The sequence below is a fragment of the Actinomadura latina NBRC 106108 genome (assembly GCF_001552195.1).
Taxonomy (GTDB): Bacteria; Actinomycetota; Actinomycetes; order Streptosporangiales; family Streptosporangiaceae; genus Spirillospora; species Spirillospora latina.
This window is the reverse complement of the sequence record NZ_BCQS01000006.1, coordinates 127,157-150,431: the sequence shown is the minus strand read 5'-3', so window position 1 is coordinate 150,431 and position 23,275 is coordinate 127,157. Positions and strand designations below refer to the sequence as shown.

Genomic DNA, 23,275 nt, shown 5'->3' with positions numbered 1-23,275 from the left:
GCACTAATCCCTACTCGCGCGGGCGCGCGTGCGTCAGGGTGGGGCTCGGCGTGCGCGACCGGGCGGCCGTTCCGGCGTCCGCGGCGTCCTCGGGGAACGGCGGGGGCGGCGGGCGGCGGTCCGGGGGCACGCCGCCCGCCGTGTTTCGGGAGCGCCGCCTGCCAGAGCGGCGCCCCCGCAGCGGAGAGCGGCGGAAACGCGAACGTCCCCCGTCGCGCGGGGCGGCGGGGGACGTTCGCGAGAACCTCGGGGAAGACTCAGGCGGACGGGGTGTCCTGGCCCTTCTTCACGATGCCGAGCTTGCTGCCGAGCCACACCACCGGGTCGTACCTGCGGCCCACGACCCGCTCCTTCATCGGGATCAGGGCGTTGTCGGTGATCTTGATGTGCTCGGGGCAGACCTCCGTGCAGCACTTGGTGATGTTGCAGAAGCCGAGGCCGTGGTCGTCCTGCGCGATGTTGCGCCGGTCGGCCTGGTCCGCCGGGTGCATCTCCAGCTCGCCGATCCGCATGAGGAAGCGCGGGCCGGCGTACTCCTTCTTGTTCTCGTCGTGGTCACGGATGACGTGGCACACGTTCTGGCACAGGAAGCACTCGATGCACTTGCGGAACTCCTGCGAGCGCTCGACGTCCACCTGCTGCATGCGCAGTTCGCCGGGCTTGGCGTCGCCGGGGTCGAACGACGGGATCTCCCGCGCCTTCTCGTAGTTGTACGACACGTCCGTGACCAGGTCGCGGATGACCGGGAACGTCCGCATCGGGGTGACCGTGACGGTCTCGTCCGGGTCGAAGGTCGACATCCGGGTCATGCACAGCAGCTTCGGCATGCCGTTGATCTCAGCCGAGCACGAGCCGCACTTGCCCGCCTTGCAGTTCCACCGGACGGCGAGGTCGGGGGCCTGGGTCGCCTGCAACCGGTGGATGATGTCGAGGACGACCTCGCCCTCGTTCACCTCGACCGTGTAGTCGGTGAGCTCGCCGTCGCCGTCGTCCCCGCGCCAGACCTTGAACTTGGCCTCGTAGCTCATCGGTCGCCCTCCTCGTCGTCCGCGGCGCCGGCGGCGGTCGCGCCCGACCCCGCGGCGGCCTCCGCCTCCTCGGTCTTGACCTCCTCGGCCAGGACCTTCGGCAGTTCCTCGGCGGTCAGGTACTTCTTCAGCTCGTCGTTCTCGAACAGTTCGAGCAGGTCCTCGCGCATCGGCGTCAGCGGCTGCCGCGTCAGCTCGACATGCGGGGACGCCGGGTCTCCGGCCAGCGAGCAGACCAGGTTGATCTTGCGCCACTCGGCCGACATCGCCGGGTAGTCGTCGCGGGTGTGGCCGCCGCGGCTCTCCTGCCGCGCCAGCGCCGCCTTCGCGACCGCCTCCGAGACCAGCAGCATGTTGCGCAGGTCCAGCGCGAGGTGCCAGCCCGGGTGGTAGCCGCGGCCGTCGTTGACCGCGACCGGCTCGACGGCGACGTTCGCGACCCGCTCGCGGAGCTTGCCGAGCGCCTCGATGGCCTGCTCCAGCTCCTCTTCCTTGCGGATGATGCCGACCAGCGTGTTCATCGTCTGCTGCAGCTCGGCGTGGACGGCGTACGGGTTCTCGCCGGCCTTCCGCTCGAACGGCGCGAGCGCCTCGGCCGTGGCCGCCTCGACCTCGGCCTCGGGGACGGCCGGCCGCGCGGCCAGCGCGTCCACGTACTCGGACGCGCCGAGCCCCGCCCGGCGCCCGAAGACCAGCAGGTCCGACAGCGAGTTGCCGCCGAGCCGGTTCGAGCCGTGCATGCCGCCGGACACCTCGCCCGCCGCGAACAGGCCGGGGACCTTCGCCGCGCCCGTGTCGGGGTCGACCTCCACGCCGCCCATCACGTAGTGGCAGGTCGGGCCGACCTCCATCGCCTCCTTGGTGATGTCGACGTCCGCCAGCTCCTTGAACTGGTGGTACATCGACGGCAGCCGCTTGACGATCTCGGCGGCGCCGCCCGGCATCCGGTCGACGACGGTGAGGAACACCCCGCCGTGCGGCGATCCCCGTCCCGCCTTGACCTCGGAGTTGATCGCGCGCGCCACCTCGTCGCGGGGCAGCAGCTCGGGGGGCCGCTTGTTGTTCTCCGGGTCGTCGTACCAGCGGTCGCCCTCCTCCTCGGAGGTGGCGTACTGCTCCTTGAAGACCTCGGGGATGTAGTCGAACATGAACCGCTTGCCCTCGGAGTTCCGCAGGACGCCGCGGTCACCGCGGACCGACTCGGTCACGAGGATGCCCTTGACGGACGGCGGCCAGACCATCCCCGTCGGGTGGAACTGCACGAACTCCATGTTCAGCAGCGTCCCGCCGGCGAGCAGCGCCAGCGCGTGTCCGTCCCCCGTGTACTCCCAGGAGTTGGACGTGACCTTGAACGCCTTGCCGATGCCGCCGGTCGCCAGCACGACCGCCGGCGCCTCGAACACGACGAACTTGCCGGTCTCGCGGACGTAGCCGAACGCGCCGCAGATCTTCCCGTCGGCGTCCGTCAGCAGCCGGGTGACCGTCGTCTCGGCCCACACCTTGAGGTTGGCCTCGTAGTCGCCGTGCTCGGCGTGGTCCTCCTGCTGGAGCGCGACGATCTTCTGCTGGGCGGTGCGGATCAGCTCCAGGCCCGTCCGGTCGCCGACGTGCGCCAGCCGCGGGTACTCGTGCCCGCCGAAGTTGCGCTGGCTGATCTTGCCTTCCTTGGTGCGGTCGAACAGCGCGCCCCACAGCTCCAGCTCCCAGACGCGGTCCGGAGCCTCCTTGGCGTGCAGCTCGGCCATCCGCCAGCTGTTCATGAACTTGCCGCCGCGCATGGTGTCGCGGAAGTGGACCATCCAGTTGTCGTGCGGGTTGACATTGCCCATCGCGGCGGCGGCGCCGCCCTCGGCCATCACCGTGTGGGCCTTGCCGAACAGCGACTTGGAGATGATCGCGGTCTTCTTGCCCTGGAGGCGCGCCTCGATCGCCGCGCGCAGCCCGGCGCCGCCGGCGCCGATCACCACGACGTCGTACGAGTGCCTCTCGATCTCAGTCATGATTCCTTGGCCTCAGTTGAAGATGCGCGGGTCGTTGAAGACGCCGCCGGCGACGAGCGCGATGTAGGCGTCGGCCACCACCAGCGAGCCCAGCGTGATCAGCGCGTACATGCCGTGCTGCTCGTTGATCTTGGACACCCAGCCCCACATCTTGTACCGGAAGGGGTGCTTGGAGAAGTTCTTCAGCCGTCCGCCGACGATGTGCCGGCACGAGTGGCACGACAGCGTGTACAGCCACAGCAGGATCACGTTCACCACGAGGATGACGGTGCCGAGCCCGATGCCGATGCCGCCGTCCTTGCCGTGGAAGGCGCGGATCGCGTCGTAGGTGTTGATGAGGGAGATGAGGACGGCCGCCAGCCAGAAGTAGCGGTGCAGGTTCTGGCCGATCAGCGGGAAGCGGCGCTCCCCGGTGTACTTGCCGTGCGGCTCCTTCACGGCGCACGCCGACGGCGACAGCCAGAACGACCGGTAGTACGCCTTGCGGTAGTAGTAGCAGGTCAGCCGGAACAGCAGCAGGAACGGCAGCGAGATCGCCGCGAACGGGATCCAGCCGCGGGTGCCCGCCGGGAGGAACGTGCCGAACTCCGCGGCGTTGCCCTTCACGCCCGTCTGACCCACCACGTTGTTGCAGATCTCGTTCAGGCACGGCGAGTAGAACGGAGTCAGGTAGTGGTACTCCGGCACGTAGAACGCGGCGCCCCAGAAGGCCCGGACGGTCGCGTACACCACCCACGCCGTGAAGATGACGAAGGTGGTGAGGGGGTACAGCCGCCAGTTGTCCTTCCGGAGGGTTCTTTCCTTGATCTGGGCGCGCGTCTTGGCCGGCGCCTCCACAGTGCTCATCGATCGCTCTCCTGAGCTCGGGTCGTCGTGTCCCCGTACCACGGTCCGCGCGCACCATGCGGGCGTCGCACCCTGCCATCGGCTCGACAGCGCCATCGCGCCTGGGCCGCTGGCCATGCGTCCCGGCCCGGGCCGCGCTCCGGCGGTCTCAGGCCGTTGCCGCATTGCGGGCGGTGACGCCTCGTGTGCGCTTCCAGCGAAGCGACCCTACGCCACCCGGCAGGAGCTGTGACATACATAACAGCCAGACCCGCATGTGAGCCTGACCACAGACTTTAGCCCGGTCACGGGCGCGCCGCACGGTCCGCCGTCCATAACCAGTCGTTATGGCACAGCGGAATCGAGATGAGCGCGCTACGGAATGACCGAGCGGTCGCCGAGCACCCTGCCGAGCACCGTACGGGCGAAGTGCGCCTCGGCCTCGCTCGTCCGGCCCGTCCCGTACACCCGGAGGACCTCGGCGAGTTCCGGGAAGCGGTCGGCGATGAGGGCGGCGGCGGCGTCGATCTCGGCGGCGGAGGCGACCTCGCGCAGCAGCACCTGCACCACCCGCGCCGGCTCCGCCGCCGTCCGCGCCGCCTCACCGGGGCCGTTCCCGGCCTCGGCCGCTCGGCTCGCGGCGGCGGTGCGTCCGGACTCGGCCGGCCTGAGCCCGGACGTGGTGGCCGCCGTCTCGCCCCTGATCTCCTCCAGCCGCGCCTTGACGTCCGCGGCCGGCAGCGAGCCGAACGCGGGACCGGCGACCAGCTCCTCGACGGCCATCAGCCGGTGCAGGACGGCCGGGTTGCTGATCTTCGCCCGGTGGGCGGACATGAGCTGCGACAGCATCGGCGCGGACAGCCCGAGCACGCCGGCGAGCCCGGACTGCGACAGCCCGAGCCGGTCGAGCAGCGGCCGGACGCGGTCGCCGAGCGGCTCGCCGTACCACTCGATCTGCAGCGCGCGGTTCCGGGCGACCGCGTCCTCGGCGACGCTCACCTCTCCACTCCTCTTGCCCTCTTGACGATTAGCAGATGCAAACGATAGATTCACGTCCGCACACAAAGGTGCGGGGCTGTGAGCCATGCTGCCACGGAACCCGCTGTTTGCATATGCGACGAACCGCGGAGGACCGACCATGCGCCTAGCGGCCGCCATCACGGCGCCCCTGCTCCTCGCGGCCGGGCTGTCCGGCTGCTCGATGATCGAGGACGCCCCGTCGTCCAGCCGCGGTTCCGCGGCCTCGGCAGGCCGGGCGAGCTTCGACAACGCCACCGAGCCGCTGGTGAAAGGCACCTTCGACAGCCCGATCGCGAAGGGCGCCACGGTCGACATCGCGATCATGGGCCTGAAGGTGAAGGGCAAGCTGGCCACCCTGAGCGCCCAGTTCACCCCGCACATCCCCGCCGACGAGGCGGACCGCATCAACGCCTTCGGCCTGAACGGCAGGCACGGCCTGGGCACATCCCTCATCGACCCGGTGAACCTCAAACGCTACGTCGTGGTGAAGGACTCCGGCGGCAAGGAGCTGGAGACCGACGACATCTTCACGAAGCTGACGAACGACCAGCCCACCCCCTTCTTCTTCACCTTCGCCGCCCCGCCGGAGAGCGTGAAGTCCATCGACGTCCAGATCGGGACGTGGCCCATGTTCCGCGATATCCCGGTCGAACGGTGAGCCGCATGCGCCGACCGGCCGTCATCGCAAGCGCCCTGGCCGTCGTCCTGACCGTCTCCAGCGCCGCCGGCGCCGACCCGGGCGTACCGGACGAGAACCTGGCCGAGAGCGTCCAGTCCATCGGCACCGGACCCGCCGTGCGCGCCATCGACCTGTCGAAGGCCGTCGTCCCACTGGAAGAGGAGCACACCGACGGCGAGCAGGTCACGGTCAGCATCTCGGCGGACGTCCTGTTCGACTTCGGCCAGGCCGCCCTCGCCTCCAGCGCCCGCCGCCGGATCGCCGACCTCACCCCCCGGCTACGCGGCGCCAAGGGCACCGTCCAGATCTCCGGCCATTCCGACTCCATCGGTGACCCCGGTTACAACCTGAGGCTGTCCGAGCAGCGCGCCGAGGCGGTCAAGGCCGAACTGCAGGACGCACTGACGGGGGCGAGCTTCCGGATCGAAGCCAAGGGCTACGGCGAGACAAGGCCCGTCGCCCCCAACGAACAGGGCGGTGAGGACGACCCCGAAGGCCGCGCCAAGAACCGCCGCGTAGAGATCACCTACGAGAAGGGCTGAGAGCGTGCAGGGCGTATCCGTGCCGCCACCCTGGCGGTGAACCCAGCCACCCGGTAACCCGGCACACATTCGCCAGAAGTCCGCTCCAAAAGGAGCGGGGGTCAGTGGGGCAAGGGGCCGAGGTGGTCGAAGATCTGCAGCGGCTCGCCGTCCAGCGTCCGGACGGGGAAGCGAAGCTCAAGGCGGCACGCGGCCAGGGTGCGGCGGGCCAGGTCGGCGGTCTCGGGACGGTGCGCGGGGTCGTCCGCGCACAGCCGGGCCACCACCGACCACAGCGTCGGCGGAACGCCGGCGGGCGGCGGCCCGACCCGCTGCCGGGGCTCGGGGTCGCGTGCGCCGGTCAGCATGCGCCAGCAGACCATGCCGGCCGCGTACAGGTCCTGGCGCGGCCCCGGACGGTTCCAGTCCAGCACCTCCGGGGCCAGGTATCCGGGCGTCCCCACGGTGAACCCGGTCGTGGTGAACCGCAGCCCGTCGTCCCCCAGCGCGATGCCGAAGTCGGCCAGCCGCACGTGCGGCGCCCCGACCGGGCTCGGCTCCAGCAGCAGGTTGGCGGGCTTCACGTCCCGATGCACGACCCCGGCGCCGTGGATGTGACTCAGCGCGGCCAGCAGTTGATCGAGCACCTCCGCCGCGTACTCGGGCGGGAGCCTGCCGTAGTCCCCCAGGAGCGTCTCCAGCGAGCCACCGCGCACCAGGTCCATCGCGAGGAGGACGTCATCGTCCGTCATGCGCGACGCGTAGGGCGTCACCACATGCGGATGCGCCAGCCGCAGCGCCCGCTCCCGGACGACCCGCAGCATCGACGTGGGCCCCCGCCGCCGGACCAGCTTGGCCGCGCAGTACCGCCGCTCCGCATGGTCATAGGCCCGCCACACACGGCTCGTCCCTCCCGTCCCGATCCGGTCGAGCATGGTGAACCGACCGCCGATCACCCACCCCGCGTCCACGGCACCGATCGTACGGAAGACGACCTCATCCGGACGCGCAGAATTCCGTGCTTCTGTCAACAGAACGGACCACCTGGGCATCCAACAACGGGAGGCGCCCGCTCCCCGCGACACCCGGCTCCTCCATACAATGATCAACCACCCCAAACCACCCGCCCTCACCAGGGCCCGCCCGAGACGTGACCTATGAGCGACAAAGACCCCGGCCGCGACGACCTCGCACGGGACAAGGCCGCCCACACCACCCCCGGCACCTCCGGGCCCACCCCCAGCGAAGAGCAGGCAACCGCCGGCACCGCACCGGACGGCACCACGGCCGGCGAAGCAGAAACAGCCGGTCCCGCCGAGAGGGAGACCACAAGCGCCGCTGCCTCACGCACGTCCGAGCAGGTCGACGGCACCGTCGACGAAGGCGGGGTCGGCGCGGACGACGACTCAAGCAGCGCAGACGTCTCCGAACCCGGCGACAGCACCACTAGCGACGGGACGGGCGTCGGCGACAGCGAGAAGGAGGACGACGCCGCGGCACGCGCCAAGGAAGTGAGCAGCGGCGGCGACGTTCATGTGTCCAGGGCCGCTGGTGCACCTGGGGCCGAGTTGGGCGACGGGGATGCGGCACGCGGCGAAGGGGACGGCGCGGATACGTCTGGGCGGGGCGGGGCGAAGAGGTCTCGGCGGCGGAAGGTTCTGCGGCGGGTCGCGCTCGGTGTGGTCGTGGTCATGCTGCTCGGGGGCGGCGGGGCGGCCTGGCTGTACCACGACATCGTCGGAGGCATCGAGCAGAAGCACGTCAGCGACAAGCTCGGGACGGACCGGCCGAAGAAGCTGAACAAATCGCTCAACATCCTGCTGATCGGGTCCGATACGCGGGCGGGCGACAACGCGCGGTACGCGGCGGACGGGATATCCGGGGCACGGTCGGACACGACGATCCTGCTGCATCTGTCGCCGAACCGGGACCAGGCCGTCGGGATCAGCTTCCCCCGCGACTCGATGGTGAAGATCCCAGCGTGCAAGAAGGAGAAGGGCGGGACCGTTCCGGCGCAGTTCGGGATGCTGAACGCGGCGTTCGCGTATGCGGGCCCCACGTGCACCTGGAAGACGCTGGAGTCGCTCACCGGCATCCACATCGACCATTTCGTCCAAGTGGACTTCGCCGGGTTCAAGCGGATGGTCGACGCGCTGGGCGGCGTCGAGATCTGCGTCAACAAACCCGTGAGCGACCCGCGGGCCGAGCTGTACCTGAAGGCGGGCAAGCAGACCGTGAAGGGTGAGCAGGCGCTCGGCTATGTGCGGGCCCGCTACTCGCTCGGGAACGGCTCCGACCTGGAGCGGATCGAACGCCAGCAGAAGTTCATGGCCTCCGTCGTCGACAAGGCGACCAGCGGTTCCGTCCTCACCGATCCGGCCAAGACGTACAAGTTCCTCAAGGCCGCGACGAAGTCGATGACGACCGACGACGATCTCGACCTGGCGGCGATGCGGAAGCTGGCGGACGGCCTCAAGGGGATGAGCGCGGGGCAGGTGCGTTTCGTGACCGTCCCGGTCGAGCGCTACGCGCCGGACCCGAACCGCGTCCAGTGGAACCAGCAACTCACGAAACCGATGTTCGAGGCGATCCAGAACGACAGCGAGCTGCCCGCCGAGCCCGCGAAGCCGGTGAAGGCCGGACCGCCGCCGCCTGCGCCCGGGAAGGTGCACGTCACCGTCGTCGACGCGGGCGGCAAGGGCAAGCTGATCCAGCGCGTCCTCAAGCAGCTCAGGCAGCGTGGCTACAAGGTCGCGAAGAAGGTGGAGAAGGGCACCGAATCAGCCGAGAGCCGCCTCGTCTACGCGCCGGCCGCGGAAGCGCAGGCGTCGGCGCTCGCACGGGACCTCCCCGACGCGATGCTCACCGCCGACGCCAAGGCCCCGCAGAACGGGGTCCGGCTCGTGATCGGCACGAGCGGCGTCCGCCTCGCCCCGCCCGCCATCAACAAGATCGGCGGCGGCGTCAAGGGAGGCCAGAACCTCTGCAAGTAACGTCCTCAGCCGGCGGCGAACGCAAGGACGGAGATGAGCGCCCCGGCGAGCATGTACGGGCCGAAAGGGAACTCGCCCTTGCGCGTCCGTCGGACGATCATGATGCCGACGGCGACGAGGCCGCCGAGCAGGTAGGTCGCGAGGAGGCCGAGCACCCAGGCGTCCCGCCCGAACCAGCCGAGGCAGAGGCCGAGCACACCGGACAGCTTCACGTCCCCCATCCCGATCCCGGACGGGACGAGGAACGCCTGGAGGAAGTACAGCGCGAACAGCGCCGCCATGCCGATGAGCGCGTGCTCGAACCGCCGCAGCCCGCCGTCGGTGAACGGAACGGCCGCGGCCAGCAGCGCCGCCACGATGGCGTAGGACGGCAGCGTGAACCGGTCCGGCAGCCGTTTGACCTGGACGTCGATGAATCCGAGCAGGGCGCCGACCGTCGCCAGGTAGACCAGCGCCGGAAGGACGGGCTCCGTCCCGACCCGCCACCCCAGCACCGCGCAGAGCGCCGCCGTGACCAGCCCCATCACGATGCGGCGGCGGCGCGGGACGTCACCGACGTAGGGTGCCGCCATCGGCGCGGAGAGCAGCCCGGCGACGAACCCGACGGGCACCAACACGAACGCGATCATCGCCCCTCGCCCCGATCCGGCATCAGCTCGGCCCCGGCACCCTAACCGGCGGACGCCCGCAACGCCGTCCCGGCACCCGATTCGCGCCGGCGCTAGGTCACGCGCGCGTACAGGATGACGAGACCGATGACCGTGAACAGGCAGCCCACGGCGGCCAGGCCGAGGGAGCCCGCCAGACCGCGACCCGAGGACGTGTCCATGCGGGCCTCACGTGGTCTGAGCGGGTCATAGAGGACGCCGACCCAGCGCCCCTTGAGCCTGAGAAGCTCATAGGACCCGGCGGGGGTCTTGCCGACGGTCTCGATGTCGACGCCGTCCAGCGTGCGGAAGCGCAATACCGGGAAGTACTCGTGGGTGTCGATGCTCCACACCCGGTGAGATCCCACGACGAGCCCCGGGACGCGGTGCGCCGAAGCCAAGAACTTGCGGGCGGCGCGGAAGCGGTGGACCCCGCCGACGACGGCGCCCGAGCCCAGCACCAGCGGCACGACAATGAGGAGCCAACTCGACATCACAGACCCACCGCCGCTCGGATGATTCCCAGCGCCACGCCATCCGCACCGAGCACCCCGGCCATCTCGGTTCACCCCTCGATCGAATCGGCGATGCCATCGGCGGCCCCCGTCCTCGAGGCAGCCGCGTGGGCAAGTGACGCGGACGGCGTGCAGGTGGCCGAGTGACGAAGCGGGCGGTCCTCGCACGGGCCAACGCGGTCACTCCGCCCGTGACGATTGAGAAATCCGATCCAGTTCGTCGCCGTTACAAGCTCGACGCGACCGCATATGGCCCACAAGTGAGCCGCTGCCCCCTGGATCAATAGCCCAGCATGTGCCGCTGCACACAACTGAGCCCTTCTCGCGGTGTGGCCGGTGGACGCATTGCCGGAGACAGCAGATGCGTCCGCGACGGCCGGCCCGGTGCGGTCACCGGGGGCGCCACAGTTGCGATCGGCGCGCGGGCGGGTTCGGGTGCGGTGGGGGATCAGGCTCTAGAGTCTGCGTGTAGGCCCCACACTGGAGACGGCGGCGATGACGAATCCTTCGGACCCCGGTCACCCACCGCGCCCGCAGGCGCACGATCCGGCGGGGGGACCGTACGGTCCGCCCCCGAACGTCCCCGGTCCTCGTCCGCCCGGTCCTGGGACGGGGCAGCAGCCGTGGGCGCCGCCCGAGCCCGCTGAGAAGGGCCTGCTGGCCGCTCTGCTGGACACCAACTTCAACGCGCTGGTGACCCCGAAGCTCGCGAAGACGGTCTACGTCCTGTCGCTGATGCTGATCTCCCTGGAGTGCCTGGGCGTCCTCCTGTTCGGTCTCTGGGTGCTGGTCTCGACCCGGTTCTGGCTCGGGGGCCTCATCGTCATCGTCGCGACGCCGCTGATCTGGCTGGTCCAGATGCTGCTCGTGCGCATCTTCGTGGAGGCGGTGGTGGTGCGGTTCAAGCAGGCCGAGTATCTGCGGGTCATCAAGGACAAGAGCTAGACGGGGCTGCTGGTGGGCGAGTTCGACGGCACGCCGCCGCGGGACACCCGGCGGGACGCCGGGGCGACGCGGCGCGATGGCGCTCGGGTGCCGGGGCCGCGGGCGGCGTCGGAAACGACGCGGGACGGGGCGGCGGGCGGCGATTCGCTCATGCGGCTGCCCGCGGTGCTCGGCGGGCGGTACGCGACGGTCGCGGAGCTGCCGGTGCAGGGCGCCGAGTCGGATCTGCTGCTGGTGCGGGACGAGCGCGGCGACGAGTACGTGGTCAAGATCTTCCGCCGCGGCTACCGCGCCGACCGGGACGTGTGGGCGAAGCTGCCCGCGCTCGACTCGCCGAACGTCCTGCGGATCCTGGAGACCGGGCACGCGGACGGGCGCGATTACGAGATCACCCCGTACATGCCGGACGGCAACCTGCGGGCGCTGATGCAGGAGGGGCCGCTCGGCGACGAGACGGTCGGGGAGGTCGCGGCGCAGTTGGCGGCGGGGCTGACCGCGCTGCACCGGGCCGGGATCGTCCATCGGGACCTCAAGCCCGAGAACGTGCTGGTCATGGGGACCGAGCCGGTGCGGGTGACGATCGCCGACTTCGGGCTCAGCAAGGTCCTCGACCAGAGCGTGGTGTTCGCGTCGTCGTCGCGGACGCTGGCGTACGCGGCGCCGGAGTCGCTGTCCGGGCAGGTGTCGCCGGCCCGCGACTGGTGGTCGCTCGGCATGATCGTCCGGGAGCTGGCGACGGGACGGGCGCCGTTCCAGGGATTGAGCGAGACGGTGGTGGTCGACCATCTGGCGACGCGTCCGGTCAGCGCCGACGACGTCCCCGATCCGAGGCTGCGGACGCTGTGCCGCGGGCTGCTGACGAGGGATCCGCGCAAGAGGTGGACGGGTGAGCAGGTCCAGGAGTGGCTGGACGGGGGTTCGCCCCCGGTCGCGGAGGAGACCGCGCAGGCCGAAGCGGGTGACGGCCTCCCGTTCAAGGGCCGCCGGTACGCGAGAAGGGACGAGCTGGCGCGCGCGCTCGTCGAGAACTGGGATCACGCCGCGCAGTACTTCTTCGGGCGCGGCGAGTCGGGCGAGGCGTGGCGGAGCCTGCGTGAATGGCTCGCGGACGTCCCGGACGACAGCCGCATCGGCCTCGTCGACGGCTACCTCATGACGAGGCTGCCGCCGGACGTCAAACTGCTTCATCTGGTGCGGTGGCTGGATCCGGCGCTTTCGCCGCACTTCCTCGGCCGCCGCGTCACCGCCGACGATCTTCCCGGGCTGGCCGCGCTCGCGGGCGACCACCGCCATCCCGACCACGGCACGGCCGTCCTCATCGGGCGGGCGTTGTGGGAGCACCATCTGCTGCGGGTGCTGGCCGGTTTCGAGGGCGCCGGGGAGCTGGCGCGGATCGACGATCAGTGGCGCGCCCATGTGCCGGCGTGGAACGACCTCGTCCGCTGGCTGCGCGGGCAGGACGCCATGCCGCCGGGGGTCGCGCGGCGGCTGCCGGACGCCGGGGCCGAGGAGCCGCCCGCCGTGCTGCTGACGCTGCTCGCGCTGGCGGCGCGTCCGGCGGACGCGCACCGGCTGATCGCGGAGGGCGCGGCGCGGGCGCGCGAGGCGGTGTCCGATCCGGTGCCGTGGTTCACCTGGATGGCGGACGCCGCGGGCGACGATCCGCTGCGGCTGCTGGCTGTGACGCGGGCCGCGCCCGAGGCCGTCGCGGAGAGCGAGTCGCGGGCGCGTGCGCGGCGGACCGCCGAGCAGCGGGACGAGGCGCTGCGCGAGCAGTGGGCGGAGCGGGAACGGCAGCGGCTCGCCGGACGCGGTGCCGCCGCGGTCAAGGCCGTCCTGTGGACGCTGCCGGTGCTGTTCCTCTGGCTCGCCGGCAGCTGGGTGGTCGGTTCGCTGTTCGGCGGCGGGAGCGACGACGGCACCGCGTCCGTCGGGCTGCACAGCTCCTCGTCGGGCTTCTCCTTCGGCGTGCTGGCCGTCGTGTCGTTGCTCGCCTGGGCGGTGCAGTGCGGCAGCGAAGTGCTCCTCGCGCGCGCGCAGGGCACGGACTACCTCCCCTACGGTCCGTGGTCGATGCTGTCGGGAGTCCTCAGCGCGAGTGGCCGCGGGTTCTCGAAGGCGTCCCAGACGATGTCGGGCGCCGCGCAGCGGACCGGGCGGCGCGGCTGCGGCCTCATGCTGATCGCCGTGACGGTTCCGCTGCTGCTCCTGCTGCTCCTGCTCGCCGCGCTGACGTCCGTCGCGAGCCTGCTCTGGGTTCTGGTCCTCATCGCCGCCTCCGCCGCGCACGCCGCCGCGGCGGGTGTGCGGCTGCACCGCTGGCGGCAGGCACGCACGATCGGAGGCACTCCTTGAGCAGCGGGATCGACGCGGACATCGCGCTGGACGCGGCGGTGGTGCTCAGCCTGGGCATGAACCGCGTGCTCGGACGCGGCGCCGGGATGGCCGGGCGGGGCGCGGAGGCCCTCGCGGCGCTCGCCGCCGGGCGGGCCGAGGCGCGGGCGGCCGCGCTCGCCGAGGTCGAGTCCCACGAGCGCGCGCTGCGCGAGGTCGTGGAGCGCAACGCGCGTGTCGCGGCGCTCACCGAGACCCGCGCGAAGATCGGCGCGGAGGTGTCCCTGCCGGAGCGGCTGCAGCCGGACGAGCAGACCCCCGAAGAGCTGACCGCCTGGTGCGCGACCACCGACCGTGCCTTGGACGAGGCGGAGCGGAAGCTGTCCGAGCACCTCGCCGCCCAGGTCAGCACGCAGATCTTCGCCGTCCCCACCGAGGGCCTGACGGCCGATGCAGGGAAGGGCGCGCCTCCACCCGCCGGAGACGACGTCCAGCGGAACCTGGAACGGATCATGACCCGGCTGCTGCCGGACGCGGCGGACGCGGAGCGGCGGGCGGTCGCGGAGGCGGCGGCGCTGCTCACCGGCGCCGGGACGGCGGAGGAGGCCGAGGGGGTCCTGCAGGAGGTGCGGCTGCGGATCCAGGGCGCCAACCGCCGCACCGAGGAGCGGCGGGCGCGGGAGCGGCGGCTGGCGGCCGAGCGCGACGCCGCCGAGCAGGCCGAGGCCGAGCGCCGCTACGTCCTCGACTCGATCACCGCCGCGTTCGAGGACATGGGGTACGAGGTCCACACCGGGTTCGAGACGCTGACGGCCGAGGACGGCACCGTGACGCTGACGAGGGGCGCCTGGCCCGACCACAGCGTCCGGATGCGGGTCGACGACGCCGCGCACGTCCGGGCGTCGATGGTGCGCGAGCGGCCCGCCGAGAGCGAGGACGACCGGCGGGTGGACGTCGAGCGGGAGCGCGAGTGGTGCGAGGCGTTCGAGGCGGCGCGGACGCGCCTCGCGGACGCCGGGATCCGCTCCGACGTGTCATGGCGGCTGGATCCCGGGGTGCGTGAGCTGCCCGTTTCGGCGCGGCCACGGCAGACTAGGGGACGTGCGGGGCAACGCGAGCGCCATCGCGAGCGTCATAACTGAGATGCCGGGGGACGTGGAATGAGTGGGGGCGCACCAGCAGATGAGCATTGATTCGCCGACTCTCGGGGGGCGGCTGCAGGGGTGGCCGCCGTTCGTGCGGGAGCTGGACGCGACCCTCTCCGTGCACTCCCAGTACGTCCTGTCGGGGAACCTGTACGACAGTTTCCTCACGCCGCCGGCGGAGGGCGGGGCGGCCACGGGGCTGCTGCCGCTGCGCGCCCTGCTGTGGGAGGCGCTGCGCTCCAGCGGCGCGTCGTTCATGGCCGTCTACGACCCGGTGGACGGGCTGCAGATCATCCCGGGCGGCGACGACGACGCGACGCGGGCGGCCGAGCGGCTGCTCGGCAAGACCAAAGCGGACGAGAAGCCGTCGCTGGAGGCGCTGACGAGGCTGCTGGCGGCGGTGGCCCGGCCGAAGGAGGACGTCCGCGCCGCGTTCGTCGTCGACTCGGCGTCCCGGATCGCGCGCACCCCGACGGACCTGGAGCCGGCCGAGCGCGACTTCTTCCGGTTCTGCGCGAAGCTGTCGCGCGGCGCCCGGCCCGTCCGGGTGACGGGGCCGCGGCCGAAGCCGCTGTACAACCCGATCCTGTGGCTGGTGGAGCGGCCCGGCGACCTGCCGCCGTGGCTGACGGCCGACAACGAGAACATCCGCGAGATCACGATCCCGCGCCCGCATCTCGGCGACCGGCAGGAGACGGCGCGGCTGCTGGCCCGCGCGTTCGGGGTCACCGACGTCGGGGACGACGAGGCCGCGGCGGCGGCGTGCGACGCGTTCGCCGAGCAGGCCGACGGCCTCACCCTGCAGTCGATGATCGAGGTGACCCGGCTGGCGAAGGAGCGGGGCGTCGGCCTCACCGACCTGCCGGACGCGGTCCGCACCTACAAGCTCGGCGTGCTCGACAACCCGTGGAGCCGCGGCCATCTGCGCCGCCGGGTGCTGGAGGGCGAGAAGCGCGTCCCGGAGCGGGTGATCGGGCAGCCGCAGGCCGTCACGAAGACGCTGGACATCCTGAAGCGGGCCGTGCTCGGCCTGTCGGGCGCGCAGGCGACCCGGTCCGGGAGCCGGCCGCGCGGCGTGCTGTTCTTCGCGGGCCCGACCGGCACCGGCAAGACGGAGCTGGCGAAGGCGATCACCGAGCTGGTGTTCGGGGACGAGTCCGCCTACCTGCGCTTCGACATGAGCGAGTTCTCCGGCGAGGGGTCCGGCGACCGGCTGATCGGGTCGCCGCCCGGCTACGTGGGGCACGAGGCGGGCGGCGAGCTGACCAACGCCGTCCGCGAGGACCCGTTCCGGGTGATGCTCTTCGACGAGATCGAGAAGGCGCACCCGCGGATCCTGGACAAGTTCCTGCAGATCCTGGAGGACGGCCGGCTCACCGACGGGCGCGGCAACACCGTCCACTTCTCCGAGTCCATCCTGATCTTCACGTCGAACCTGGGGATGTACGTCCCGGGACGGGACCTCACGACGCGCGACGCGTCCCCGTTCGCGGCGCCCGACCGTGTGCAGAACATCACACCCGGGATGTCGTACGACGAGGTCGAGCAGCGCATCAAGGGCGCGGTCGCCGACCACTTCACCGAGGTCCTCAACCGGCCGGAGCTGCTCAACCGGTTCGGCGACAACATCGTCGTGTTCGACTTCATCTCCGCCGAGGCCGCACACAAGATCTTCGACCTGCAGTTCGCGAACATCTGCCGCCGGGTCACCGAGGAGCACCGGCTCTCCCTCGCCGTGAAGGGCGACGCGCTGACGACGCTCCGCGAATGGTGCACGGAGGAGCTCGACAAGGGCGGGCGCGGCATCGGCATGGCGCTGGAGTCGCACTTCGTCAACCCGCTGGCGCGCGCGCTGTTCGACCGGGAGCTCGTCCCGGACGAGAAGGTCACCGTGACGGGCATCCGGCGCGAGGGAAGCATCGTCCATCTGGACCTCCAGTGAGCGGCGAGGCGCTGCTGCTCGCCAAGGCGCACTATCCGGTGACCACACTCGGCCCCGGAACCCGCGCCGGGATCTGGACCCAGGGCTGCACGCTGCACTGCCACGGCTGCCTCTCCCGGGACACCTGGGAAGCCGACCCGCGGCGCGCGGTGCCCGTCGAGACCGTCTTAGGATGGCTCGCGTCCCTGCCCGGGCCGGTGGACGGAGTGACCATTTCCGGTGGTGAACCGTTCGAGCAGCCGGCCGCGCTGGCGGCCCTGCTGCGCGGTGTCCGCGCGTGGCGGGACACCCCCGGCCGTGAGACGATTGAGTTGGACATATTGGTTTACAGCGGATATGTCTACTCGCGGCTCGCCCGCAGCGGTGAGACGCGCGAGATCCTGGACATGTGCGATGCCGTCATCACGGGACCGTACGTCGAGCGGCTGAATCCGGGGGGGCGACACTCGGGGGACGGCTCCCTACTCTGGAGGGGGTCGGCCAACCAGCGTGTCGTGCCGCTGTCCCCGCTGGGGCGCGAACGGTACGGGGCACCGGCCGGTGTCGGGAAGACTGGAGAAGGAACAGGGCCCCGAGTGCAGGTGTCCGTGGACGAAGGGCCGGAGGGAAGGCGGGTGTACTACATCGGGATCCCGCGAAGGGGTGACATGGAGCACCTGACGTCGAGGCTCGACCGCGCCGGGGTGCGCTCGGGGGATGTGTCATGGCGACCTTGAACTGTCCTGTCTGCGGTGAACCGCACCAGCAGGGCGATCTGCTCTGCATGAACTGCGGGGCCAACCTCGCGCGCGGCGGTGGCGGCGCCCACCGGCAGGCGCCGGGCGGGTACGACGACCAGCAGCCGCCGCGGGTCCCGCCGCCACCCGGCGGCCAGTACGGCGGCCCGCCGCCCGGCGGCCAGTACGGGCAGCCGCCGCAGCCCCACGACCCGTACGGGCAGCAGGCTCCGCAGCACCAGCAGCCGGGCCCGCCCGCGCAGCAGCAGGACCCGTGGGGAGCGCCGCAGCAGCAGCCGCAGCAGGACCCGTGGGGTGCGCCCATGCCCCAGCAGGGACAGGACCAGCACGGCCAGCCTGGGCAGTACGGCCAGCCCCAGCACGGCCAGCCCCAGCACGGTGCGCCGCAGCAGGGCGGACCTCAGCCGGGTGGACCCCAGCACGGGGGCCAGCCGCCGATGCAGCACCAGCAGCCGCCCGCTGACCCGTGGGGAGCGCCGCAGCAGCAGCCGCAGCAGGACCAGTGGGGAGCGCCGCAGCAGCAGCCCGGGGGCGACCAGTACGGGCAGCGCGAGCCGCAGTACCAGGCTCCGCAGGACCAGTACGGCGCGCCGCAGGACCAGTACGGGGCTCCGCAGCAGGATCAGTACGGCGCCCCCCAGGACCAGTACGGTGCCCCGCAGGACCAGTACGGCGGAGCACCGCCCCAGGACCAGTACGGTGCCCCGCAGCCGGGCCCGGCGGACCACCAGTTCGGCGCGCCGCCCCAGCAGCACGGGCAGCCTCCGCTCGGCGGGCCGCAGCATGGCGGGCCGCAGCACGGAGGGCCGCAGCACGGGGGGCCGCCGCTGCCGCCGCACGGCCGTGAGGCGACGCTCCTGCCGCACGACCACAACCAGGGTCAGCGTCCGCCCGCCCCCGACAGCACGGCGTTCATGTGCCCGTACTGCGAGGCGGTGCTGAGCAACCCGGGTGCGGCGCAGTGCGACTCCTGCCTGCGTCCCCTGCCCAAGCAGGGCACGCCCGTCCTGCGGGTGCAGTTCCCGACCGGTGAGCTCAAGGTCTCCGTCGGCCAGCACCTCGTGCTCGGCCGGGACGCGGGGCAGTCGCCGGTGGCGGCCACGTTCACGCAGTACGACAACGTGTCGCGGCGCCACTCGACGGTCTGGCTCGACCCGTCCGGCACGGCCTGGGTGCGAGACGAGGGCTCCACCAACGGAACGTTCGTCAACGGCGAGCGCCTCCCCCGCGGCGTGGAGGCCCCCCTCCGCGACGGCGACCAGCTCCGGCTGGCCGCCGACGTGACCGGGACCGTCCAGCTGAAGTGACCCGCACGTGAGAAGGCGGCCCCGAGGTTCTCAGAACCCCGGGGCCGCCTTTCTGCTTCGGCGAGAGCCTCAGCCGGCGCGCTTGGTACGGGCGCGGGTGCGCTCGCGCTCCTTGGCGTCAAGCACGACCTTGCGGATGCGGACGTTCGCCGGGGTCACCTCGACGCACTCGTCCTCGCGGCAGAACTCCAGCGCCTCCTCCAGCGACAGGTTGCGGGGCGGGGTGAGGCGCTCCAGCTCGTCGCCGGTGGACGAGCGCATGTTCGTGAGCTTCTTCTCCTTGGTGATGTTGACGTCCATGTCGTCGGAGCGGGAGTTCTCCCCGACGATCATGCCCTCGTACACCTCGGTGGTCGGCCCGACGAAGAACGTGCCGCGCTCCTGCAGGTTCGTGATCGCGTACGCGGTGGCGGCGCCGGAGCGGTCGGCGACCAGCGAGCCGGACGGGCGGGTGCGCAGCTCGCCGAACCAGGGCTCGTAGTCCTCGAAGACGTGGTGCGCCATGCCGGTGCCGCGCGTCTCCGTCATGAACTCGGTGCGGAACCCGATCAGGCCGCGGGCCGGGACGAGGAACTCCATCCGGACCCAGCCGGTGCCGTGGTTCGTCATGTGCTCCATGCGGCCCTTGCGGACGGCCATGAGCTGCGTGACCGCGCCGAGATGCTCCTCGGGGATGTCGACGGTGAGCCGCTCGACCGGCTCGTGCCGCTTGCCGTCGATGTCGCGGGTGACGACCTGCGGCTTGCCGACGGTCAGCTCGTAGCCCTCGCGGCGCATGTTCTCCACCAGGATCGCGAGGGCCAGCTCGCCGCGGCCCTGCACCTCCCAGGTGTCCGGCCGCTCGGTCGGCAGCACCTTGATCGACACGTTGCCGACCAGTTCGCGGGCGAGCCGGTCCTTGACCATGCGGGCGGTGACCTTCGTGCCCTTCTCGCGGCCGGCCATCGGCCCGGTGTTGGTGCCGATCGTCATCGAGATCGCGGGCTCGTCCACGGTGATCAGCGGCAGCGGGCGCGGGTCGTCGGCGTCGGCGATGGTGTCGCCGATCATGATGTCCGGGATGCCGGCGATCGCGATGATGTCGCCCGGCCCCGCGTCGTCGGCGGGCTTGCGGGCGAGCGCGTCGGTCATCAGCAGCTCGGTGATCCGCACGCGCTCGATGCTGCCGTCGTGCCGGCACCAGGCGACCTGCTGGCCCTTCTTGATCGTCCCGGCGCGGACGCGGCACAGCGCGATCCGGCCGAGGTAGCTGGAGGCGTCCAGGTTCGTCACGTGCGCCTGCAGCGGCGCGTCCGGGTCGTAGGACGGCGCCGGGATCGTCTCGGTGATGACCTGGAACAGCGGCTCCAGGTCGCCGCTCGTGGGCATCTCCCCGTCGGCTGGCTTGTCGAGCGAGGCCCGCCCGGCCCGGCCGGACGCGTACACGATCGGGAAGTCGATCTGGTCCTCGTCGGCGTCGAGGTCCATGAACAGCTCGTACGTCTCGTCCACGACCTCGTCGATGCGGGCGTCGGGACGGTCGGTCTTGTTCACGACGAGGATCACCGGCAGCCGCGCGGCGAGCGCCTTGCGCAGCACGAACCGGGTCTGCGGGAGCGGGCCCTCGCTGGCGTCCACCAGCAGGACGACGCCGTCCACCATGGACAGCCCGCGCTCGACCTCGCCGCCGAAGTCGGCGTGGCCGGGCGTGTCGATGATGTTGATCGTCAGCCCGTTGTGCTTGACGGCGGTGTTCTTCGCGAGAATCGTGATGCCCTTCTCGCGCTCCAGGTCGTTGGAGTCCATGACGCGGTCGTCGACGTCCTGGTTCTCGCGGAAGGCCCCGGACTGCCAGAGCATGGCGTCGACCAGCGTCGTCTTCCCGTGGTCGACATGGGCGACGATCGCAACGTTCCGGAGGTCGTCGCGCGTGGAGAGGGGCATGCGGGTTACCTTGCGTGAGGTTTCAGGAGAGTCGCCGCAGAAACGCGGCAGCACTCCATTCTACGCGCCGCTGTGCGCACCCCATCCCGAGCGCGCCCGTCCCGTCCGTCACAGGGCTTCACACGGACCCCGATTCGCATACTTTGCTCATCCTTTGTAATCTTCCCGAGACCGGTCGTCCGGAGTCCCACCCCCAGGGGCTGCGACCGGAACGCCGAATCTCCCGCCCGCGGGAGAACCGGGGACCCACAGTCCCCCGGGGTGAATCGGTGCACGCCGCAAGGCGGTGCGCCGTAGGGCGACTCCTGGCCCGAACCCGTCAGCTAACCCGGTAGGCGCGCGAGGAGAGGAGAACACCGGCTTGGCACCGGACCCCCGCCGGCGGCGCCGCGTCACGCCCGCCGCCACCGCCACCCTGCTCCTGATCGGCCTCGGCGCCACCGCGCCCGTCGCCGCCCACGCGGCGCCGCCGTTCCGGCTCGCCGCCGCGGCGACCACGCCGAGCCCCGCTCCGACGACGGAGAAGGGCCTGCGCAAGAGCCTGAACGCGCTGAACGACGAGGCCGAGATCCTCACCGAGAAGTACAACAAGGCCCGGGTGGACCTGAAGGCCGCGCAGAAGGCCGAGCAGGCCGCCGCCAAGAACGCGGCGGTGCTGCGCGCCCAGGCCGGTCCCGCCCGCGAGCAGCTCGGGCGGATGGCCGCCGCCAACTACATGGCGGGCGCCCCCGACACGATCTTCGGCTCCGACGGCTCCCCCGAGGGGCTGTCCGAACGCGCCTACCTCACCCAGAACCAGGCCACCGCCGTCCAGGCCCTGCAGGGGCAGATCAAGCGGGCCGAGGCCGCCCAGCACACCGCCGAGGCCAAGACCGCGCAGGTCAAGAAGGCCTGGGAGGACGCCAAGAAGGCGCGCGCGGAAGCCAAGGGCAAGGTCACCGAGGTGATGAAGCGCCTCGACAAGCTCTCCACCACGCACGCCCGCGACCCGCGCACCGGCCTCACCGCGACCATCAAGGGCTCGGACCTGCCCGCCAAGATGGCCCGCAAGGCCTACGGCAAGATCGGCTCGCCGTACGTGTGGGCCGCCGCCGGCCCGAGCAGCTTCGACTGCTCCGGCCTCGTCGTGTGGGCCTACGCCCAGGTCGGCAAGCCCGGCCTGCCGCACTACACCGGCGACCTGTACCAGCTCGGCACGAAGGTGCCGCGGAGCCAGCTGCGGTCCGGCGACCTGGTGTACTTCGGCGCCAACCTCCACCACATGGGCATCTACCTCAGCGACGGCAAGTTCCTGCACGCCCCGCAGACCGGCGATGTGGTGAAGATCTCCAAGATGTCGGACCGTTCCGACTTCGCGGGCGCCAACCGCATCACCTGACCGCCGCACGCGGCCCCACAGATGTCGGGGGCTTCCTGCGGCGCGGCAGGAAGCCCTCGCGTTCATCGTGTTCCTCATATGCGCCGGACGCGATCCGGCGCGTTGCGGTCGGCGTGCGGTGGCGGCTAGGGCAGGCCCTCTTGGGCGAGGACGTCGATGACGGGGCGGTCGCCGGGGAGCCAGGCGACGTCGTAGAGCTCGTGCGGGGCGAGCCAGCGGAGTGCCAGATGTTCCAGCGGCCGTGGTTCTCCTTCGAGGATCTCGGCTCGCCAGACGCGTAGCAGGGCTTGGTCGCTCAGGGGCCAGTCACCGCCGATGCGGCGGCCCAGGCCCACCTTGATCGCCAGCTCCTCCTGGCACTCGCGTACCAGGGCGTCCTCGTCCTGCTCGCCCGGATCGACCTTTCCGCCCGGCAGCTCCCAGCCGCCCGCCATGTGCGGCGGCTCGGCCCGCTGCGCGCTCAGCAGCCGCCCGTCCGCGATGATCGCCGCACCCACGACCACGAGATCGATCGCCATCAGCCCCTCTCCGTCACGGCGGCCTCCGGCCTGCCGTTGCCCCGCGCGGCGTCGACCAGCCGCGTCGCCTCCCGGACGATCTCCTCCAGGCGGTCGCCGTGCGCGCCGCGCCAGTAGACCTGCCCGCAGCCGGCGCAGCGGCCGTAGATGTCGTAGCTGCGGCGCGTGCCCGCTTCGAGGTCGCCTTCGACCTCGCTCTTGTCGACCGGGACGAGTTCGCCGTTGCAGGCGGTGCAGCGCGTCCATGGGCGCAGGACCGGGGCGAACCGGTCGAGGAGGTCGCGGAGCTGGTCGTCCGGGCGGGAGCCGCGGACGTAGGCGCCGAACCACAGGGCGCGGCGGCGGAGGAGGCCGCGGTCCTGGGTGAGCAGGACGCGGCGCTCCTCGTTGGCCTGCACGACCAGCGCCGGGTCGTCCATGTCGTTGTGGTAGGCGGTGTCGAGGCCGAGGAGGCGCATCCGGCGCGCGAGCGTGCCCAGGTGGACGTCCAGCAGGAAGCGCGGCGCGTCCTGGCCCGGCTCCAGCGGGACGGGCTGGGGGCGCGGCACCGCCTCCACCCGCACCTCGTCGCCGGCCCGCGGCCGGGTGGACGGCCCGGCCCGTTCGCCGCCGATGGTCATCGGGCCCGCCTCGGGGAGCGGCACGCCGAGCGACTCCACGACATGCCCCAGCGTCGACGTCCCGTCGCAGGGCACCCGGTTCACGGTCTCCCGCCGCGTGGCGGGCAGGAACATGAGCAGTTCGGCTGCGACGCGGACGGTCATCTCGGGCTCCACGCGAATCAGCATGCCACGCGTCCCCGACGTTCCCCGACGGAA

21 protein-coding genes and 1 riboswitch are annotated in these 23,275 nt (G+C 71.5%); of the genes, 10 read left to right on the top strand and 11 right to left on the bottom strand.

Features of this window, described 5'->3' with window-relative positions:
* Nucleotides 1-257: 257 nt before the first annotated feature.
* The 4 genes from AL2_RS11330 to AL2_RS11315 form a co-directional block, all read right to left on the bottom strand.
* The gene (locus AL2_RS11330) at nt 258-1,028 is read right to left on the bottom strand and encodes a succinate dehydrogenase/fumarate reductase iron-sulfur subunit (protein ID WP_067632818.1); all 771 of its coding nucleotides are present in this window, start codon (nt 1,026-1,028) and stop codon (nt 258-260) included.
* Nucleotides 1,025-3,028: a fumarate reductase/succinate dehydrogenase flavoprotein subunit gene (locus tag AL2_RS11325; RefSeq protein WP_067632816.1), complete on the bottom strand. Its 2,004-nt coding sequence runs from the start codon at nt 3,026-3,028 to the stop codon at nt 1,025-1,027. The genes AL2_RS11330 and AL2_RS11325 overlap by 4 nt, the downstream gene beginning before the upstream one ends.
* 12 nt (nt 3,029-3,040) lie before the next feature.
* On the bottom strand, nt 3,041-3,874 hold the full coding sequence (gene sdhC, locus AL2_RS11320) for a succinate dehydrogenase subunit SdhC (protein ID WP_067632815.1): 834 nt from the start codon (nt 3,872-3,874) through the stop codon (nt 3,041-3,043).
* Nucleotides 3,875-4,228: 354 nt separating this feature from the next.
* On the bottom strand, nt 4,229-4,852 hold the full coding sequence (locus AL2_RS11315; RefSeq protein ID WP_067632813.1) for a hypothetical protein: 624 nt from the start codon (nt 4,850-4,852) through the stop codon (nt 4,229-4,231).
* Nucleotides 4,853-4,991: 139 nt separating this feature from the next.
* Between AL2_RS11315 and AL2_RS11310 the strand changes: the two genes are divergently transcribed.
* Nucleotides 4,992-5,531: a hypothetical protein gene (locus AL2_RS11310; RefSeq protein WP_067632811.1), complete on the top strand. Its 540-nt coding sequence runs from the start codon at nt 4,992-4,994 to the stop codon at nt 5,529-5,531.
* A 5-nt stretch (nt 5,532-5,536) separates the two neighbouring features.
* Complete coding sequence (locus AL2_RS11305; RefSeq protein WP_067632809.1) at nt 5,537-6,094, top strand: OmpA family protein; 558 nt, start codon at nt 5,537-5,539, stop codon at nt 6,092-6,094.
* Nucleotides 6,095-6,195: 101 nt separating this feature from the next.
* On the opposite strand, the gene AL2_RS11300 is transcribed toward AL2_RS11305, so the two are convergent.
* Entirely contained in the window at nt 6,196-7,044 is an 849-nt protein-coding gene (locus AL2_RS11300) for a serine/threonine-protein kinase (RefSeq protein WP_067632807.1), read from the bottom strand.
* 186 nt (nt 7,045-7,230) lie between these two features.
* Here AL2_RS11300 and AL2_RS11295 point away from each other — a divergent pair, with 186 nt between their 5' ends.
* On the top strand, nt 7,231-9,066 hold the full coding sequence (locus AL2_RS11295; protein ID WP_083946407.1) for an LCP family protein: 1,836 nt from the start codon (nt 7,231-7,233) through the stop codon (nt 9,064-9,066).
* Nucleotides 9,067-9,071: 5 nt separating this feature from the next.
* Here the strand turns inward: AL2_RS11295 and AL2_RS11290 are convergent, their stop codons facing one another.
* Nucleotides 9,072-9,695, bottom strand: a complete 624-nt coding sequence (locus AL2_RS11290; RefSeq protein WP_083946406.1) for a prepilin peptidase — start codon at nt 9,693-9,695, stop codon at nt 9,072-9,074.
* Nucleotides 9,696-9,787: 92 nt separating this feature from the next.
* Nucleotides 9,788-10,207 (bottom strand): DUF3592 domain-containing protein, encoded by a 420-nt coding sequence (locus tag AL2_RS11285; protein ID WP_067632806.1) that lies wholly within the window; start codon nt 10,205-10,207, stop codon nt 9,788-9,790.
* Between the two features lie 516 nt (nt 10,208-10,723).
* Between AL2_RS11285 and AL2_RS11280 the strand changes: the two genes are divergently transcribed.
* From AL2_RS11280 to AL2_RS36220, 5 genes are read left to right on the top strand one after another with little or no spacing between them, the layout of a single operon-like run.
* Nucleotides 10,724-11,173, top strand: coding sequence for a DUF4282 domain-containing protein (locus tag AL2_RS11280; RefSeq protein WP_067632804.1), 450 nt, complete (start codon nt 10,724-10,726; stop codon nt 11,171-11,173).
* 12 nt (nt 11,174-11,185) lie between these two features.
* Nucleotides 11,186-13,528 (top strand): protein kinase domain-containing protein, encoded by a 2,343-nt coding sequence (locus AL2_RS11275; RefSeq protein WP_067632802.1) that lies wholly within the window; start codon nt 11,186-11,188, stop codon nt 13,526-13,528.
* A complete protein-coding gene (locus AL2_RS11270; RefSeq protein WP_067632800.1) occupies nt 13,525-14,649 on the top strand; it encodes a response regulator receiver protein in 1,125 nt (374 codons plus the stop codon). Before AL2_RS11275 ends, AL2_RS11270 begins: the two co-directional genes overlap by 4 nt.
* A gap of 40 nt (nt 14,650-14,689) precedes the next feature.
* Entirely contained in the window at nt 14,690-16,594 is a 1,905-nt protein-coding gene (locus AL2_RS11265) for an AAA family ATPase (protein ID WP_067633109.1), read from the top strand.
* A complete protein-coding gene (locus AL2_RS36220) occupies nt 16,591-17,310 on the top strand; it encodes a 4Fe-4S single cluster domain-containing protein (RefSeq protein ID WP_083946405.1) in 720 nt (239 codons plus the stop codon). The genes AL2_RS11265 and AL2_RS36220 overlap by 4 nt, the downstream gene beginning before the upstream one ends.
* On the opposite strand, the gene AL2_RS11260 is transcribed toward AL2_RS36220, so the two are convergent.
* Nucleotides 17,214-18,197, bottom strand: coding sequence for a hypothetical protein (locus AL2_RS11260; RefSeq protein WP_157438100.1), 984 nt, complete (start codon nt 18,195-18,197; stop codon nt 17,214-17,216). The genes AL2_RS36220 and AL2_RS11260 overlap by 97 nt on opposite strands.
* A 69-nt stretch (nt 18,198-18,266) precedes the next feature.
* Here AL2_RS11260 and AL2_RS11255 point away from each other — a divergent pair, with 69 nt between their 5' ends.
* Entirely contained in the window at nt 18,267-18,638 is a 372-nt protein-coding gene (locus AL2_RS11255) for an FHA domain-containing protein (protein WP_169806467.1), read from the top strand.
* A 69-nt stretch (nt 18,639-18,707) separates the two neighbouring features.
* On the opposite strand, the gene typA is transcribed toward AL2_RS11255, so the two are convergent.
* Nucleotides 18,708-20,561: a translational GTPase TypA gene (typA, locus tag AL2_RS11250; RefSeq protein WP_067632794.1), complete on the bottom strand. Its 1,854-nt coding sequence runs from the start codon at nt 20,559-20,561 to the stop codon at nt 18,708-18,710.
* Between the two features lie 202 nt (nt 20,562-20,763).
* A riboswitch (cyclic di-AMP (ydaO/yuaA leader) is annotated at nt 20,764-20,915 on the top strand.
* A 7-nt stretch (nt 20,916-20,922) separates the two neighbouring features.
* On the opposite strand from typA, the gene AL2_RS11245 reads away from it, so the two are divergent.
* Complete coding sequence (locus AL2_RS11245) at nt 20,923-21,939, top strand: C40 family peptidase (RefSeq protein ID WP_067632793.1); 1,017 nt, start codon at nt 20,923-20,925, stop codon at nt 21,937-21,939.
* A 125-nt stretch (nt 21,940-22,064) separates the two neighbouring features.
* Here AL2_RS11245 and AL2_RS11240 read toward each other — a convergent pair whose 3' ends face one another.
* Nucleotides 22,065-22,457 (bottom strand): (deoxy)nucleoside triphosphate pyrophosphohydrolase, encoded by a 393-nt coding sequence (locus AL2_RS11240; RefSeq protein ID WP_067632791.1) that lies wholly within the window; start codon nt 22,455-22,457, stop codon nt 22,065-22,067.
* Entirely contained in the window at nt 22,457-23,245 is a 789-nt protein-coding gene (locus AL2_RS11235; protein ID WP_067632789.1) for a Mut7-C RNAse domain-containing protein, read from the bottom strand. The genes AL2_RS11240 and AL2_RS11235 overlap by 1 nt, the downstream gene beginning before the upstream one ends.
* Nucleotides 23,246-23,275: the final 30 nt, after the last annotated feature.